17 protein-coding genes are annotated in these 14,802 nt (G+C 65.1%); 10 read left to right on the top strand and 7 right to left on the bottom strand.

Features of this window, described 5'->3' with window-relative positions; all coding sequences use genetic code 11:
- Window positions 1-23 precede the first annotated feature (23 nt).
- On the bottom strand, window positions 24-506 hold the full coding sequence (locus tag ACIBJI_RS11860) for a hypothetical protein (RefSeq protein WP_397084001.1): 483 nt from the start codon (window positions 504-506) through the stop codon (window positions 24-26).
- A 292-nt stretch (window positions 507-798) separates the two neighbouring features.
- Between ACIBJI_RS11860 and ACIBJI_RS11855 the strand changes: the two genes are divergently transcribed.
- Window positions 799-2,955, top strand: coding sequence for a RecQ family ATP-dependent DNA helicase (locus ACIBJI_RS11855; protein WP_397083999.1), 2,157 nt, complete (start codon window positions 799-801; stop codon window positions 2,953-2,955).
- Between the two features lie 259 nt (window positions 2,956-3,214).
- The gene (locus ACIBJI_RS11850; RefSeq protein ID WP_364339082.1) at window positions 3,215-3,373 is read left to right on the top strand and encodes a hypothetical protein; all 159 of its coding nucleotides are present in this window, start codon (window positions 3,215-3,217) and stop codon (window positions 3,371-3,373) included.
- 28 nt (window positions 3,374-3,401) lie between these two features.
- Here ACIBJI_RS11850 and ACIBJI_RS11845 read toward each other — a convergent pair whose 3' ends face one another.
- From ACIBJI_RS11845 to ACIBJI_RS11830, 4 genes are all read right to left on the bottom strand, one after another.
- Complete coding sequence (locus tag ACIBJI_RS11845; RefSeq protein WP_364339080.1) at window positions 3,402-3,611, bottom strand: hypothetical protein; 210 nt, start codon at window positions 3,609-3,611, stop codon at window positions 3,402-3,404.
- Window positions 3,612-3,674: 63 nt separating this feature from the next.
- Window positions 3,675-4,256: a hydrolase gene (locus ACIBJI_RS11840; RefSeq protein ID WP_396955780.1), complete on the bottom strand. Its 582-nt coding sequence runs from the start codon at window positions 4,254-4,256 to the stop codon at window positions 3,675-3,677.
- 22 nt (window positions 4,257-4,278) lie between these two features.
- Window positions 4,279-4,452 (bottom strand): hypothetical protein, encoded by a 174-nt coding sequence (locus ACIBJI_RS11835; protein WP_364339078.1) that lies wholly within the window; start codon window positions 4,450-4,452, stop codon window positions 4,279-4,281.
- Window positions 4,449-4,889: a MarR family transcriptional regulator gene (locus ACIBJI_RS11830; protein WP_364339076.1), complete on the bottom strand. Its 441-nt coding sequence runs from the start codon at window positions 4,887-4,889 to the stop codon at window positions 4,449-4,451. The genes ACIBJI_RS11835 and ACIBJI_RS11830 overlap by 4 nt, the downstream gene beginning before the upstream one ends.
- A gap of 124 nt (window positions 4,890-5,013) precedes the next feature.
- Between ACIBJI_RS11830 and ligD the strand changes: the two genes are divergently transcribed.
- The 7 genes from ligD (at window position 5,014) to ACIBJI_RS11795 (ending at window position 12,624) form a co-directional block, all read left to right on the top strand.
- Window positions 5,014-5,970, top strand: coding sequence for a non-homologous end-joining DNA ligase (ligD, locus tag ACIBJI_RS11825; RefSeq protein WP_397083996.1), 957 nt, complete (start codon window positions 5,014-5,016; stop codon window positions 5,968-5,970).
- A 156-nt stretch (window positions 5,971-6,126) separates the two neighbouring features.
- Window positions 6,127-7,083: a D-isomer specific 2-hydroxyacid dehydrogenase family protein gene (locus ACIBJI_RS11820; protein WP_364339071.1), complete on the top strand. Its 957-nt coding sequence runs from the start codon at window positions 6,127-6,129 to the stop codon at window positions 7,081-7,083.
- 228 nt (window positions 7,084-7,311) lie between these two features.
- On the top strand, window positions 7,312-8,298 hold the full coding sequence (locus ACIBJI_RS11815) for an alpha/beta hydrolase (RefSeq protein WP_364339069.1): 987 nt from the start codon (window positions 7,312-7,314) through the stop codon (window positions 8,296-8,298).
- Between the two features lies 1 nt (window position 8,299).
- Window positions 8,300-9,262 (top strand): SDR family NAD(P)-dependent oxidoreductase, encoded by a 963-nt coding sequence (locus ACIBJI_RS11810; RefSeq protein ID WP_397083993.1) that lies wholly within the window; start codon window positions 8,300-8,302, stop codon window positions 9,260-9,262.
- A 2-nt stretch (window positions 9,263-9,264) separates the two neighbouring features.
- Window positions 9,265-10,227, top strand: a complete 963-nt coding sequence (locus ACIBJI_RS11805) for a ferritin-like domain-containing protein (protein WP_364339063.1) — start codon at window positions 9,265-9,267, stop codon at window positions 10,225-10,227.
- 38 nt (window positions 10,228-10,265) lie between these two features.
- Window positions 10,266-11,774, top strand: coding sequence for a flavin-containing monooxygenase (locus ACIBJI_RS11800; RefSeq protein ID WP_397084241.1), 1,509 nt, complete (start codon window positions 10,266-10,268; stop codon window positions 11,772-11,774).
- Window positions 11,775-11,868: 94 nt separating this feature from the next.
- On the top strand, window positions 11,869-12,624 hold the full coding sequence (locus tag ACIBJI_RS11795; protein WP_364339061.1) for a MerR family transcriptional regulator: 756 nt from the start codon (window positions 11,869-11,871) through the stop codon (window positions 12,622-12,624).
- 359 nt (window positions 12,625-12,983) lie between these two features.
- On the opposite strand, the gene ACIBJI_RS11790 is transcribed toward ACIBJI_RS11795, so the two are convergent.
- On the bottom strand, window positions 12,984-13,214 hold the full coding sequence (locus ACIBJI_RS11790) for a response regulator transcription factor (RefSeq protein WP_396955774.1): 231 nt from the start codon (window positions 13,212-13,214) through the stop codon (window positions 12,984-12,986).
- A 126-nt stretch (window positions 13,215-13,340) separates the two neighbouring features.
- Between ACIBJI_RS11790 and ACIBJI_RS11785 the strand changes: the two genes are divergently transcribed.
- Window positions 13,341-13,808 carry a hypothetical protein gene (locus ACIBJI_RS11785; RefSeq protein ID WP_364339056.1) on the top strand — a complete coding sequence of 156 codons (468 nt, stop codon included), beginning with the start codon at window positions 13,341-13,343 and terminating at the stop codon, window positions 13,806-13,808.
- A gap of 18 nt (window positions 13,809-13,826) precedes the next feature.
- On the opposite strand, the gene ACIBJI_RS11780 is transcribed toward ACIBJI_RS11785, so the two are convergent.
- Complete coding sequence (locus ACIBJI_RS11780) at window positions 13,827-14,756, bottom strand: hypothetical protein (protein WP_397083991.1); 930 nt, start codon at window positions 14,754-14,756, stop codon at window positions 13,827-13,829.
- Between the last annotated feature and the right edge of the window lie 46 nt (window positions 14,757-14,802).

The raw sequence follows: 14,802 nt of genomic DNA, 5'->3' as shown, positions 1-14,802 counted from the left end.
ACCGTAATTCGGCCTGGACGTATTCAGCGCCGCCGCATCGTGCCCGCGACGCCCGCACCGAGTAGCAGTACGCCGAGGATGAAGGGGAAACCGCTGGTCACCCAGGTGATCAGCGCTTGTCGCATCTCATCGGACAACAGCGGTAGGTCGTCATGAATGATTCGCCAGGTGTCATCCGGGAATAGGAAATACACGAAGCCCGGCACCACACCCCAGACCAGTCCGGCCAGCACCGTCCCGGCCGGTGAGTACGCGGCAAGGGCGGCCACCAGAAGTAGCAACAGCGACCCACCGACGATCTGGAATGTCGATCCGGCCCGATTTGCCGCGGACCCGAGGATGACCCACTGCCGGGTATCCAGCGCCGCGTGCGCGGCGAGTCCGATCCCGACCGGCGTCACCACCAGGCCGACCAGAATGCCGAAAACGGTGCGCCCGAATCCACCGGTACTGCGGAATTGGGCGCCGGGCGGAGACCAACCCGGCGGCGGATCGTAGTTGGTCATCGCTACCTCCTGCGGGGTCCCACGGTGCGGAGCAATCGTCTCACCCGATTGCCCGTTGCCCAGCGATATTTCGTCTTTTCGGCCGCTGTGCCCGCAGGTGTCACCGGTGAGCTGTATGCCCACGGCTATCACGGGCGTTTCGCCGCGCCGTCGGCACGTTTCGTCGCGAATCCGTGCGGTGCGCCGACCTGGCGGCGCTGGAGGTGTCTACCGGTAGAGCCTTTCGTCGAACGGATACCGTGCGGCGCGGCCGTTGCTGTCGATGTCGGTGGCATCAGGCACGATGGAGCGCATGACCACCGCGGCCGGTACTTCAGCGATCGACCTCACCGCACCTGACCTGCGGGAACGGGCCGAGGAGTTACTGCGCGACCTCGCTGGCCCCCAGGCGAAACTGCGCGAGGATCAGTGGACGGCGATTGAGGCGCTGATCGTGCAGCGGCGGCGGGCTCTGGTGGTACAGCGCACCGGCTGGGGTAAGTCGGCGGTGTATTTCATCGCGGCCAAGTTGCTGCGGCGGGCGGGGCGCGGGCCGACGGTGATCGTGTCGCCGCTGCTGGCGCTGATGCGCAACCAGGTCGCGGCCGCCGAACGAGCGGGCGTCGTCGCGGCGACCATCAACTCCGGCAATGTCACCGAATGGGATGAGATCCACGATCGGGTAGCCGCGGGCGAGGTGGATGTGCTGCTGGTCAGCCCGGAGCGGCTGAACAATCCGGACTTCCGCGACCAGGTATTGCCCAAGCTGGCCGCCGACGCCGGACTGGTCGTGATCGACGAGGCGCATTGCGTCTCGGACTGGGGTCACGACTTCCGACCCGATTACCGCCGCATTCGCACCCTGATCGCCGATCTCGGCTCCGATGTGCCGGTACTCGCCACCACCGCGACCGCCAACGATCGGGTGGTCACCGATGTCGCCACCCAGATCGGCACCGACTCTGCGTCCGCCGACTCCGTCGGCCTACCACCCCCATTGGTGCTGCGCGGCACCCTGGATCGCGAATCACTGCACCTGTCGGTGGTGCACTTCGACGACGCCGTCGAGCGCACCGCATGGCTCAGCGGACACCTCGACAAACTGACCGGTTCCGGCATCGTCTACACCCTCACCGTCGCCGCCGCGCACGACCTCGCCGATGTGCTGAATTCGCACGGACATAATGTCGCCGCCTACACCGGGCAAACCGATACCGCCGAACGCGAGGCACTGGAGGCGGCGCTGCTGAACAACGAGGTGAAGGCACTCATCGCGACCTCGGCGCTCGGCATGGGTTTCGATAAACCCGATTTGGGTTTCGTGGTGCACGTCGGCGCACCGTCCTCCCCCATCGCCTACTACCAGCAGGTGGGTCGCGCCGGTCGTGGCACCGATCGTGCCGAGGTGGTGCTGCTGCCCGGTCCGGAGGACGCCAGGATCTGGAGCTACTTTGCCTCCGTTGCCTTTCCGCGCGAACACATCGTGCGCTCGGTACTCGACGCACTGGATTTCGACCGGGCCATGTCGACCGTCGCACTAGAGCCCATGGTGGAGCTGAACCGCTCGCGACTGGAAATGGTGCTCAAGGTGCTCGATGTGGACGGCGCCGTGCGGCGGGTCCGCGGCGGCTGGATCGCCACCGGACAGCCGTGGGTCTATGACACCGAGCGCTATGCACGTCTCGCGGCTGCCCGCGAGGTCGAACAGCAGGCGATGATCGACTATCAGCGCACCACCGGCTGCCGGATGCAATTCCTGCGCCGCCAACTCGACGATCCCGGCTTGCCCGCACTCGAGGCCAACGCCCCCGGCTGCGGCCGCTGCGACAACTGCACCGGCACCCGCCTCGATACCACCATCGACTCCTCGGCCATCGCCGCGACCCGCGCCCGACTCGACCGTCCCGGCCTCGATCTCGCCCCGCGTAAGCAGTGGCCCACCGGGATGGCCAAACTCGGTATTCCGTTGTCCGGCAAGATTACCAACGGCGCCGAGACCGGACGTGCGCTCGGTCGGCTCACCGATCTCGGCTGGGGTCAGCGCCTGCGCGCCCTGCTGGACGCGCCCGATGATCCGGTTCCGGATGCGGTCTTCGACGCCTGCATCGCGGTGCTGCGCGAATGGAATTGGACGACCCGCCCGACCTCGGTGATGGCCCTCGAATCACATCGCTATCCGGTGCTCAATGCCACCCTCGCCGCCCGCCTCGCCGAGGTCGGCCGCCTGCGTGACCTCGGTACCTTGCAACTGCGTCCGGCCCGGCCGCCGGTCTCCGCCGCGAACTCGGCCCACCGGGTAGCGGGGCTGTTCGACTCCTGGCTGATCCCGGATCTGGGTTCGGCGGACGGTCCGATCCTGCTCGTCGACGCGCTCTCCGATACCGGCTGGACGCTGACTGTGGCCGCTCATGCACTGCGCAACGCGGGTGCACCGGCGGTCTTGCCGTTCGCACTCGCCACACAGACTTAGTGCCCCTCCGGATACGTTGCCGCGCATTCCGGTCCGGCTAGCTCGCCGAGCGCAGTCGAAACGCTGCACGACACGCCCCGCGGCACAGCCATGTGACTGCACTCGACGGATCTCGATACCTCAGGAGCTATCTGGACAGCACTGGTACCTCGCACCGGCTACGTCCGGGAGCGTGGTGTTCGCCGATCGACAACTAACAAACTGGCGAATATTTAGCTAACTGATGTTTCGGACCGGAATTATCGGTCACGATATGCCCATGTACTCGAACCTGCCCGCAAAAAGGCTGTTGGAAGAGGTCAAAGCGCGGTACGGCTCGGCCGAGGCATTCTTCGAATCCTTGGACAACCTGCGCATCGACCCGATAGCCGACACCATCGAGCTACCACCTATGCCGGAGCTGCGCGAGCCCGACTGAGCCTGCGTGGGTGGTCACCGGCCGCGCCCTACTGACGTGCGTCCGGTAGTCGAAGCGTGGGCGGGTCCGGCTCGATCCGTTTGGTGTCGCTCAGTCGGTCGTCCGGCGGTATGGGCCGGCGCGGCTCGCGGACGCCCGCGGCGCCGCCACCGGCCCCGCCCGGACCCCGGCCACCGCCCGCGGGCACCGCGCCCCGACCGAATAGTCGCCGAATCGCTCGCATCAGCTTGGTCATCATCTCGCCAGTGTGCGCCCGTTCGCCCCGAATGGCATCGGTGTTCACAACCGGCGAAGCCGCGGATCAGCGGGTCGCGGCGAGCAGTTCGATGATCTCGGCGGTACTGCCGGTTTCGCCGAGGCGCGGGAAGATCTTGCCGACGCTGTGCCGATGGGCCTCGGCATCGGAGTCGGTCATGGCGTCGGTGGCCAGGGTGACGTGGTAGCCGTGCTCGTGGGCAGCGCGGGCGGTGGATTCGACGCCGATGCTGGTGGCGATTCCGGCGAGCACGATCTGGGTGATGCCGCGTCGACGCAGTTGCAGATCGAGGTCTGTGCCGTAGAACGCACCCCAGTTGCGCTTGGTGACGTGGATATCCTCCGGATGACCGGTGAGGTCGTCCACGATCCGGTCCCAACCCGCGGGCGGATTTCCGCCAGGGAACGTAAATTCGTTGCGCCCCTTGACTTGATCGGCACCATCGGGCGCGAACGAGACGCGAACAAGTACGACCGGCAGGCCGTGCTCGCGGAAGGCGTGGGCAAGCGCGGCGGAATTCTCGATTACCGCGGCGGCAGAATGTGGTTGGCGCGGTGCGGAGACGATGCCGTGCTGAAGGTCGATGACGACCAGGGCGGTGCGTTCGTCGAGCGTAGTAACCGGCATGGGCAACCCTTTCTGAGCTGAATTACGTTCGTATCCGACCGCGGCGCACCGAACGCCCGATCGGCACCAGCGCCACCGCGGGCATGGAGAAGTTGATCGGATTCAGGATCGAGCCGAGGATCATCGGCTCGATCCGCCGGTGATCGAATCCTTTTGCGTCAGCGGCTGATTCGGAGTGCTCTTCGACAGCCGTCATGATTGCGCCACATCGTCGAGCAGTGCCAGGGCCTCGAGGATGGTGCGCCGCTGCGCCTCGGTATACCGCTCGTGCAGTGTGCGCGCCAACCACTCCTGACGCACCTGTCGATCGCCCTTCAGTCGCTCAACGCCCGCATCGGTCAACGACAGCAATTGTCTGCGCCCGTCCGTGGGATCCGGACGACGCTCGACGAATCCGTAGCGATCCAGCGCCGCGACGGTGATTGCCATCGACTGCGGCCGCACCCGTTCGGCCGCCGCCAGATCACTGGTGGATGCCGCACCGTCTCGATCCAAGCGACTCAATACCGCCGTCTGCGACGGTGTGAGGTCGTCATCGGCGGCCAGTTCGCGCATGCGCCGCCACAGTCGGCCGAGGACAATCCGCACCTCACTGGCGGCTCGGACGGCCGATTCGGAAATCTTCTCGTCCATGTCATCGACCCTAGTTTATTCAGTCTCACCTGTACAGTTCCACCTGCATAGTTTGGCTGTATATCACCCCGGATATCACTCGGGATACCCACGCCGGACCTACCGAGCCGTTATCGTCGGACGGGTGGCCAGTAAGTCCGCGTCGCCCGCTGTCGAACTCGATGTCGGCGACCGCACCGTCCGCATCTCCAACCCGGACCGGATCTACTTCCCGGAGTCCGGCGCGACCAAGCTCGACCTGGTGCAGTACTACCTGAGCGTCGGCGACGGCATCGTCCGCGCGCTGCGGGACCGGCCCTGCATGCTGCATCGGTTCCCCAAGGGGCTGGCGGGTGACAAGGTGCATCAAAAGCGGCTGCCCGCTGGCGCGCCGGACTGGATCCCGACCGTGCGCGTCTTCTTTCCGCGCTATGGCCGACACGCGGACGAACTCTGCGTCGACAAGCTGGCCGATGTCATCTGGGCGGTGCAGATGTCCACGGTCGAGTTCCATCCGTGGAACTCGCGGCGCGATGACACCGAGCGACCCGACGAATGGCGCATCGACCTCGATCCGATGCCGGATTGCCCGTGGTCACGGGTGCAGCGAGTCGCGGGCGTCGCGCAGGAAGTGCTCGACGAGTTGGGCGCGGTCGGCTGGCCGAAAACCTCCGGCGGCAAGGGTTTGCACATCTATGTGCGCCTCGCGCCGGAGTGGGGCTTCGCCGAGGTACGCCGGGCGGCACTGGCCTTCGCGCAGGAGGTCGAGCGCCGCGCACCCGACGATGTGACCACTACCTGGTGGCGCAAGGATCGCGATCCGAAAATGCTGTTCGTCGACTACAACCAGAACGCTCGCGACCACACCATCGCCGCGGCCTATTCGGTCCGTGGCGTCCCGGAGGCGACGGTGTCCACGCCGATTCGCTGGGATGAGATACCCGACATCGACCCGCGCGACTTCACCATGAAAACGGTCCCTACGCGCTTCGCCGAATTCGGCGATCTGCACGAGGGCATCGACGAGGCGGTGTTCCGCATCGACCAACTGCTGGAGTGGGCCGACCGCGACAATCTGGACGTCGATCTCGACGAGGACTGACCGCCCACACACCATTTGTCGCGGCTACACATCCGGTGTACAGGGCTGTTTGCGAGCTCGGGGTGCGCGGGTCAGGCGGGCACATGGTGTTACGGTTCGCTAAGGAGCATCCGCAGGCGCCGTGCCAGTGGTTTTGCCCGGGACAGGAGGTCGTCCATGAGCCCCGCCGAGGTTCCGGTGCCGGTTGCGATCGGACCGTCGATGCCCGCGCCGACGCTATTGCGCAAGGCGGTGGTCGAGGGTGGCGCGACCGTCGCGGATCTAGCTCAGGCCAGGGCCTTGATCTGGGCGGGCGGTCCCGGTGAATTCCCGGACGAGTTGCCAGCGTCCATCGAATGGGTGCAGTTGCCCGCGGCCGGTGTCGAGGACTGGTTCACCGCGGGCATTCTCGCGCGGCATCCGGAGGTTCGATTCACTTCCGCCGCAGGCGCTTTCGCCGCGAGTGTGGCCGAACACGCGCTGATGTTGCTGCTCGCCGGGGTCCGGTACCTGCCGGAACACCTGCGGGCAGGCAGTTGGCGACAATACGATTTCTTCCCGCATGTCGGCACACTGCACGGTAAGACGGTGACCATCGTCGGTGCGGGCGGAATCGGGCGCGCACTGATTCCCATGCTCGTCCCGCTCGGCGCGCACATCGTCGCCGTCAACCGCTCCGGCCGCCAGGTGACCGGGCCCGGAATTCCAGATACCGTCGAAACACTTCCGGCCGAACATCTCGCGCGCATCTGGCCGCGCACCGATCATGTAGTGATCGCCGCCCCCGCGACGCCCGAGACGAAACACCTGGTCGGAGCCGAGGAACTGGCCCGATTGAAGCCATCGTCCTGGGTGATCAATGTGGCGCGCGGCAGCCTCATCGATACCGACGCACTGGTGGCCGCACTGGCCTCCGGCGCGATCGGCGGCGCCGGTCTCGATGTCACCGATCCCGAACCGCTGCCGGACGGTCACCCGCTCTGGGTGCTGCCGAATGCCATTGTCACACCACATGATTCGAATCCACCGCAGCTGCGGCTCGCGGCTTTCGCGGACCATGTCGGCGCGAATGTGCAGCGCTTCACCACCGGACGCGCTCTGCTCGCGCCGATCGATACCGAACGAGGTTACTGACCATTGCGGATCGGAGCCGATCGGTGTCGGCTTCGGCGACAGCACTGGTGAGCCGCGGCGCGGCTCCCGCTGATCCCCGCCCCATCGCGGCAGCGTTGATGGGCGAAACGCCATGCCGCCAGTGAGCCCTTGGTGTGGATCTTCAGGAGACAACTGCCACGCAGCGAGAAGAAGCCTGCCTTAAATGTGCCATTGACAACTGGCACAGTCATGCCTGACGCTTAGCTCATGACAAGGTCAACGAGGACCTCGGTCCCCGACGTTGCGACGGTGCCCTCGGCACGGTCCAGACTCGCTGCCGCGGCATGCGAGATCGGGCTGCGGCCGCTGAACAATGCGGTACCTCTGAACGCGCCGGGAGTGTGGTTCGCACGCAAACTGATCGCGACGATCATGGCCACGGCGGGTCCGCCGCCGCGTGGCATATCCGTCGTCCAGGTCAGGTCCGGAGCTGTCCGCGGTGAATGGGTCCGCGCACCCGGCGTGGATTTCGGACAGCGCGCCATCTACTACATCCACGGCAGCGGCTACGTCCTCTGCTCGGCTCGCACCCACCGCGGCCTGGCCGCACAACTGTCCGAGAAGACCGGACTGCCGGTCTTCCTCACCGACTACCGGCTCGCGCCGGAGCATCGGTTTCCGGCCGCCGCCGATGATGTCGAGGCCGGATACCGCTGGCTGCTCGACCGCGGTTTCGCGGCACAAGACCTGGTGATCGCCTGCGATTCGGCGGGCGGGCATCTGGCACTGGATCTGCTGATCGAGAACGACCGCCACGCCCGGCCGCAACCCGCCGCCGTCGCGATGTTCTCCCCGCTGATCGATCTCACCTTCGGTTTGGCCACCGAACAGGAACGGCGGCAACGAGATCCGGTGATCTCAGCCCGCGCGGCCAGCCGACTTCCCCATGCTTACACTCGCGACCTACCTGCCGACGAACCGCGCCTGCGGCTACAAATTCCGCCAGGTATGGCCATGCCGCCGCTGCTGATCCAGGCGGGCGGGGCCGAAATGCTCGTTGCCGACGCCCGACATCTGCACGCGATGGTGCGCGATGCGGGCGGCGACTGCGCACTCGAGATCTGGCCGGGCCAGGTGCACGTCTTCCAGGCGCTGCCGCTGCTGGTGCCGGAGGCGGACAAGGCATTGGATCGGGCCGCCGAATTCCTGCGTACCGCACTGATTTCCCAGACCGTCACGAAGAAGGTGAGCTGACATGTTCGGACTGGAAAGGCTCATCCCCGTGGGGATCCGACCGCGCCGCAGCTATGGCGCCCGCGCGGTGGTTACCGGAGCGGGCAGCGGTATCGGCCGGGCCTTCGCACTCGAAATCGCCGAGCGAGGTGGACAGGTGATCTGCGCCGATATCGATGAATCCCGCGCCGACGAGACCGTCGCCCTCATCGAGCGCGACCATCCCGGTGCCGCGCATGCGTTCCGCTGCGATGTTTCGCGACGTGAAGACGTGGAAGTCCTTGCGCGCTTTGCCGAAACGCTCTTCGAGCGCCCGGTCACGCTGGTGGTCAACAATGCCGGTGTCGGCATCGGCGGAAAGCCGGTCGGCGAAATCGGTTTCGACGACTGGGAGTGGGCACTCGGCATAAACCTGTGGGGTGTGGTGCACGGATGCGAGATCTTCGCACCGCAACTGCGCGCCGCCTGTGGTGGCGGGAGCGACGGGCCCGGCGGCGGTAGCTCGCGCGGGCGCCCCCATCAACACAGCGGCGGAATCATCAATGTCGCCTCGGCGGCCGCCTTCGCCGCCGCACCATCAATGGCGGTCTACAACGCGTCCAAGGCCGCGGTGCTGTCGCTTTCGGAGACCATGGCCGCCGAAATGAGCGGCACCGGAGTCGCGGTCACCGTGCTATGTCCGACCTTCGTCAAGACGAATGTCGCTCGCGACGGCCGCATTACGCCGCAATCGGCCCGACTGGCCGACACCCTCATGCGCCTGACCGGCTTCTCCCCCGACAGCGTCGCACGCACCACCCTCGACGCCCACGACCGCGGCCAACTGTATGTGCTACCGCAACTGGACGCGCACCTCATCTGGCGGCTCAAGCGCTATTTCCCCGCCCAGTACACCTTTGCCCTCGGTCTCCTGGATCGGCTACTGCCACAGGAGGACTCGACCATCACGGACCGGTCTTCGGTCTCCGATAAGACGGGAGTCTGATCATGGCCAACGCTGACCGTTTCGAGCGAACCGCAAGCGATCGCCACGCTATGGATTTCGACGATATGCTCCGCAAGATCAAGGATCGCCAGTGGGCGCTGGCCGATATCGACTGGGATGCGCCCGGCGCGGAAACGATTTCACCCGATCTGCACGCCAAACTCAAACCGTTCATGGCCGATCTGATGTGGATCGAGAATGTCGGTGCGCGCGGCTTCGCCGCCATGGCGAAGAAGGCGCCCAATGAGACGCTGCGCGAGATCTACCGCTATTTCCATGCCGAGGAGCAAAAGCACGCCAACGCCGAACTCGCGCTCATGCGGCGCTGGGGCATGCTCGACGGCGACGAGATTCCGCAGCCGAATGTCAACGTCAAACTGGTCATCGACTTCCTGGACCAGTACTCCGACGATATGTCGCTGTCGTTCCTCGGCACGGTGATCCCGATGCTGGAGGTGGCGCTGGACGGTGCGCTGATCAAGTTCATCATGGACGAGATCGAGGATCCGATCTGTCAGGAGGCCTTCAAGAAGATCAATGCCGATGAATCCCGGCATCTGGCCGTGGATTTCGCGGTAATGGATCTGCTGGGGCACGGGCAGATGCGCAAGCTGCTCATTGATCTGGTCGGCGGCTGGACCAAGCCGTCGCTCATCATCGGCGTGCTGAGCTATGTGCCGCTGCTGAACAAGATGCGCGACAACATTGTCGAAATGGGCGTCGACGAGGAGAAGCTGTACGCGGCGATGAAGCGCTACGCGAATGTCGGCGAGCGCAGCGAGTTCGCGCGCAGGCTGCCGATGTATCAGATCGTGAAGAGGCACGCCTTCTGGGTGGTCAATCGCGGCCACCCCTATCACCTGCTGGCCGACGCACTGGTCAAGATCACCGCCCGGGTGCCCGAGCGGTTGTTGCGCCCGCAGCCGACCTGGTCCAAGGAACTCACCTACGAGCCCGCGGCATGAACAAGGAACAGATGGATATGGCATCGCGCAGCGATTCGATGAGGGGCGAGGGGCATACCCTGGATGTCGCCGTTATCGGCGGCGGTTTCGCCGGTATCGGTGCCGCGATTCGCCTGAAACAAAAGGGAATCGGTGATTTCGCGATCTTCGAACGTGGCACCGAGATCGGCGGAACCTGGCGTGACAACACCTATCCGGGTGCGGCATGCGATATTCCGTCGCGGCTGTACTCCTACAGTTTCGCCCCGAACCCGAATTGGTCGCACACCTACTCGGGTAGTAGAGAAATCCTCGGCTATATCGAGTCGATGGCCGCAAAGTTCGGACTGCACAAGCACTTCCGCTTCAGTCACAACGTCACCGGGATCGCGTTCGACGAGGACGCCGGGTGCTGGGACATCGCGATCGAAGACCGCGCGGAGACCGTCCGCGCCAGAGCAGTGGTGTTGGCCTCTGGCCCACTGGCCAATGCGAGTCTGCCGAACATCCCCGGCATCGAGGACTACCGGGGCCACAAGATCCACAGTGCCCGTTGGGATCACGACTACGACTTCACCGGTAAGAAGGTAGCGGTCGTCGGCACCGGAGCCAGTGCGGTGCAGATCATTCCGGAACTGGTGGAGCAGGCGGCCTCGGTCAAAGTGTTCCAGCGGACGCCGGGCTGGGTACTGCCCCGGGTCAATCGGCGCACCACCCCGCTGACCAAGCAGCTCTACCGCCGGGTGCCCGCGGCCGAATCCCTCTCGCGCCTGGCCTGGTTCTACGGGCACGAATCCGTCGCGCTCGGTGTGGTCTGGAATACCCCGCTGACCAGGGTGGTCGAACTCGTCGGGCGGGCTCAGCTGCGCAGGCAGGTCAAGGATCCGTGGCTGCGCCGCCAGCTCACCCCGGACTTCCGTGCCGGATGCAAGCGGCTGCTGATGACCGACGATTACTATCCGGCGCTGCAGCGCGAGAATTGCAAGCTGATCACCTGGCCGATCGCCCGCATCGCCGAATACGGCATTCGCACTGCGGAAGGTATTGAGCACCAGGCCGATTGCATCGTCTTCGCCACCGGATTCGATGTCTCCAAGACCGGCACGCCCATCCCGGTCGTCGGCCGGGACGGGCGGGTACTCGCCGAGGAGTGGCGCCGCGGCGCGTATGCCTACAAGAGCATCGCGGTATCCGGGTACCCGAATCTGTTCTTCACCTTCGGGCCGAATTCGGGACCGGGACACAATTCGGCGCTTGTGTACATGCAGGCCCAGATCGACTATCTGGTGAGCGCGATCGGCACCATCCTGGACCGTAATCTGCGCATGCTCGATGTGCGCCTGGACCGGCAGGATCGGTACAACGCGGCGATCCAGCGGCGCCTCGGCAGCACCACGTGGAACTCCGGCTGCCGCAGTTGGTATCTCACGGAGGACGGTTTCAACGCGACCATGTACCCGGGTTTCGCCACCCAGTACGTGGGCCAGCTGCGGACCGTAGACCTCGATGACTATCACGTCGTACCCGCAGCGCGCACGACGCAGCAGCGGATCGCGGCGATTTCCTGAGTGACGGGCACCGGTGGCCGGGACGCTAGACTCCCCTCGACCGCATTCTGGCCGCCGGTGCAGCGTGCCCTAGTCGCTATGGGAGGTGATATCGGTGCCGGAGTACCGGATCGATGATCTGGCCCGCGCCGCGGGCACCACGAGCCGGAATGTGCGCGCCTACCAGGAACGCGGGCTGCTACCGCCGCCGATCGGCAAGGACGGACGCGCCAGCATCTACGACGATTCGCATCTGGAGCGACTGCGACTCATCGATGCGCTGCTGCAGCGCGGCTTCACCACCGCCCATATCGCCGATTTCATCACCAGCTGGGAAACCGGCAAAGATCTCACCGAGGTCCTCGGTCTGCAACACGCGGTGACCGCCAGCTGGGCCAAGGACGAAACCTTCGAGGTGCCCCGCGAACTGATCGGGACGATCCTCGGCACCGATACCGACGAACTCGTCGACCGGCTCGCGGAGATGAAGCTGGTACGGATCGAGGGCGATACCGTCGCCTTCACCGATACCGCACTGCTCACCTCATTCGCCGAATTGCACGAATACGGCCTGGAACTGCGCACGCTCATCGAGATCTACGCCAAGGTGGCCGACCACATCGATGACATCACCCACATCATGATCACGGCCGCCAAACAGCACATCGTCGACGAACACGGGGCCGGCTGGATGCCGGAGACCAGCAGCGAAATCGCCGACACCACAACGATGCTCAACAAAATGCGCGAACTGGCCGTCGCCTCGGTGCACGCCACCCTTGCCCGGTCGCTCGATGTCACGCTGCGGCGCGAGTTGGGCGATTACCTCGCCACCGCCGCGGAGCGCGAACGCGGACGTACCGGTTCATAGCCCGACGCGCCTTGATCGCCAGCGAAATTCGCTGGGAGGCGCGTTGATTTCGGGGATTCACGCCGCCGATTGTCCGGCCTCGGGCCGACCGAGCGTTTCGGCTCGACAGGCACGGTGCTCCGGGCAAAGATGGGCAAATCCGGGCCGGATGAATGCCGGGTCCAGTCGCTGTGCGAACGTCAAGTTTTCGCGACGCCAGCAGTCGCCGCATACCACTGTGTTCATGTGGCACCTCATTCCGCTCACGGGACGTGTCACCAAGAATTCCCAATTCCGGCGGAATCAACGCCATATGAGCCCATGGCAACACAACCGTTACTTCGGCCACGCGATGAAGCATCTTCGCAGGTCCTGGTGGGTCAGCGGTGGAGGTTCATGCTTACCCAGGCCGCGATCTGGCTACGGTTGGCGAATCCGAGCTTGGTCAGGATGTGTTGCACGTGGTTCTGCGCGGTGCGCTCGGATAACACCAGCGTGGTCGCGATCTCGCGGTTGCTCTTACCGGCGGCGACGCGGGCCGCGACTTCGCGTTCCCGTGGTGAGAGCGTCGCTAGCCTCGTAGGTAGCACAATTCGGGAGGGTGCGGTCATGGCGTCGCTCGAACCCACCCAGGATTTCATCCGGCTCTACGGCGGCTGAGGCCTTTCAGATCTTGCGGTGGGACGAGGCTGTGCCGACACTGGTTCGGTCGGATTATCGCGAGTGCAGGAGCCAACATGGCCATCACAGCTGTTCGTCGTATCTCGTCCGGATTCGCGGTTCTCGCCGCAGTCGTTGCGTTGGGAGGTGCGTCGTTGCTGGCCGCCGGGACCGCCGTCGGCGCACCAGGGGATGTCACCACCGCGGTGACGCTATCCGGGCAGGCGGCCACCGGGTGCACGGCGCAGCTGAAGGCAACGGTGGCGGGGAGTTCGGCGCTCGGGCTCGGGAATTATATTCCGCCGGTGGAGTTCTGGGATGACGCGACGTTTCTCGGCAGTGTCACACCGACGGTGAACAAGGCGACGCCGTCGAATGGTGTCTCCTTGACGGCCCAGGTCGATTGGAAGCCCGCAACGACCGGTAATCACACGTTGCGGGCGAAGTACGTGGGCGGAAATTACACGCCCGAGTCGGAGGGCTCAGTTGTGGTGCGCGTCGGAACGGGCGTCGATCTCGGGTCGGCGTGCTTGCCGATCGGCTGAAATCTGCTGCGCTCGGACTTACGTCAGAGTGATCGCCTGGATGATCAGCGCTATGTACAGCGTCAGGATGAACAGGACGGCCGGGACTACTGGATAATCCGGCTTGCTGCCGCGTACGAACTTCACCGCACCCCAAATGGGAAGCAGTAAGAGCGCCAACGGAATCCAGTCGACGACCGCCGTTTTCGTCCATGGCTGGACCAGGACGATGTCGGTAGCGGCGGCGACGGCGGCGCACAGCAGCCCGAAGGCCGTGCTGCCGGTCGCACCGAGCGCATTGGAGTAGAAGTGCTCGTCGGGGCGTGGCGTGCGAGATGTCTTGCGGGCGAATTCGAATTGCAGGAATGCGCCCGCGAAGATCAGGGCAACTGCCGCGGTCTTCCAGATTGCGCGGACCTCGCCGGTGTCAGCGGCAGAGAGGACGACATAGGCGGTGACCAGTAGTTGAACCGGATAGGTGACGGCCAGATTCGCCAGAATATCGGTTCGGATGGTCGCCGATAACCGCTCGAGACCCCACAGTGCCAGGCCGTAGGCGAGGACTGCGGCGATCATGAGCGCGGAGATTACCGAGAGCGTCAGGCTGGCGGCGATCGCACCGATGGCGATCGCGGCCATGGCGGCACGCAGTTCGGCGGCCGAGATCGCGCCGGTGACCAAGGGACGGTCCGGGTTGTGCACACGGTCGTAGTCCAGGTCCTTCTGCTCGTCGACCATGCGCAGATACAGCAGGACGAACGCGACGACGACGATGCGCAAAGCGGTGGAACCCGTCGGATGCCAGCCCGAATCCGGTTGTGACACAAGGGCTGCGGTGCCCTCCAACGCCAGCACCCACAGCACGCCGTACAGAACGTAGTGCGGTTTGTACATGACCGCGGTGAAGCGCCCGATACGAACGACGGAATCGAGGACACCCGAGGACGACGTGCCAGCGACCTCGCTCATGCCTGCGCCTCGCCGGCGCTCGGCTTCAGTACACGCTGCGACAACA

The organism is Nocardia sp. NPDC050408 (assembly GCF_044458905.1).
Classification (GTDB): domain Bacteria; phylum Actinomycetota; class Actinomycetes; order Mycobacteriales; family Mycobacteriaceae; genus Nocardia.
The sequence above is the reverse complement of the archived record's forward strand: the minus strand, read 5'-3'. Positions and strand labels throughout refer to the sequence as shown.

Coding starts and splice junctions, on each gene's coding strand:
- ACIBJI_RS11805 (WP_364339063.1), top strand. CDS start 9,265: ATGGCCAACGCTGACCGTTTCGAGCGAACCGCAAGCGATCGCCACGCT.
- ACIBJI_RS11790 (WP_396955774.1), bottom strand. CDS start 13,214: ATGACCGCACCCTCCCGAATTGTGCTACCTACGAGGCTAGCGACGCTC.
- ACIBJI_RS11815 (WP_364339069.1), top strand. CDS start 7,312: ATGACAAGGTCAACGAGGACCTCGGTCCCCGACGTTGCGACGGTGCCC.
- ACIBJI_RS11845 (WP_364339080.1), bottom strand. CDS start 3,611: ATGATGACCAAGCTGATGCGAGCGATTCGGCGACTATTCGGTCGGGGC.
- ACIBJI_RS11840 (WP_396955780.1), bottom strand. CDS start 4,256: ATGCCGGTTACTACGCTCGACGAACGCACCGCCCTGGTCGTCATCGAC.
- ACIBJI_RS11820 (WP_364339071.1), top strand. CDS start 6,127: ATGAGCCCCGCCGAGGTTCCGGTGCCGGTTGCGATCGGACCGTCGATG.
- ACIBJI_RS11800 (WP_397084241.1), top strand. CDS start 10,266: ATGAGGGGCGAGGGGCATACCCTGGATGTCGCCGTTATCGGCGGCGGT.
- ACIBJI_RS11780 (WP_397083991.1), bottom strand. CDS start 14,756: ATGAGCGAGGTCGCTGGCACGTCGTCCTCGGGTGTCCTCGATTCCGTC.
- ACIBJI_RS11830 (WP_364339076.1), bottom strand. CDS start 4,889: ATGGACGAGAAGATTTCCGAATCGGCCGTCCGAGCCGCCAGTGAGGTG.
- ACIBJI_RS11850 (WP_364339082.1), top strand. CDS start 3,215: ATGTACTCGAACCTGCCCGCAAAAAGGCTGTTGGAAGAGGTCAAAGCG.
- ACIBJI_RS11785 (WP_364339056.1), top strand. CDS start 13,341: ATGGCCATCACAGCTGTTCGTCGTATCTCGTCCGGATTCGCGGTTCTC.
- ACIBJI_RS11835 (WP_364339078.1), bottom strand. CDS start 4,452: ATGACGGCTGTCGAAGAGCACTCCGAATCAGCCGCTGACGCAAAAGGA.
- ACIBJI_RS11860 (WP_397084001.1), bottom strand. CDS start 506: ATGACCAACTACGATCCGCCGCCGGGTTGGTCTCCGCCCGGCGCCCAA.
- ACIBJI_RS11855 (WP_397083999.1), top strand. CDS start 799: ATGACCACCGCGGCCGGTACTTCAGCGATCGACCTCACCGCACCTGAC.
- ACIBJI_RS11810 (WP_397083993.1), top strand. CDS start 8,300: ATGTTCGGACTGGAAAGGCTCATCCCCGTGGGGATCCGACCGCGCCGC.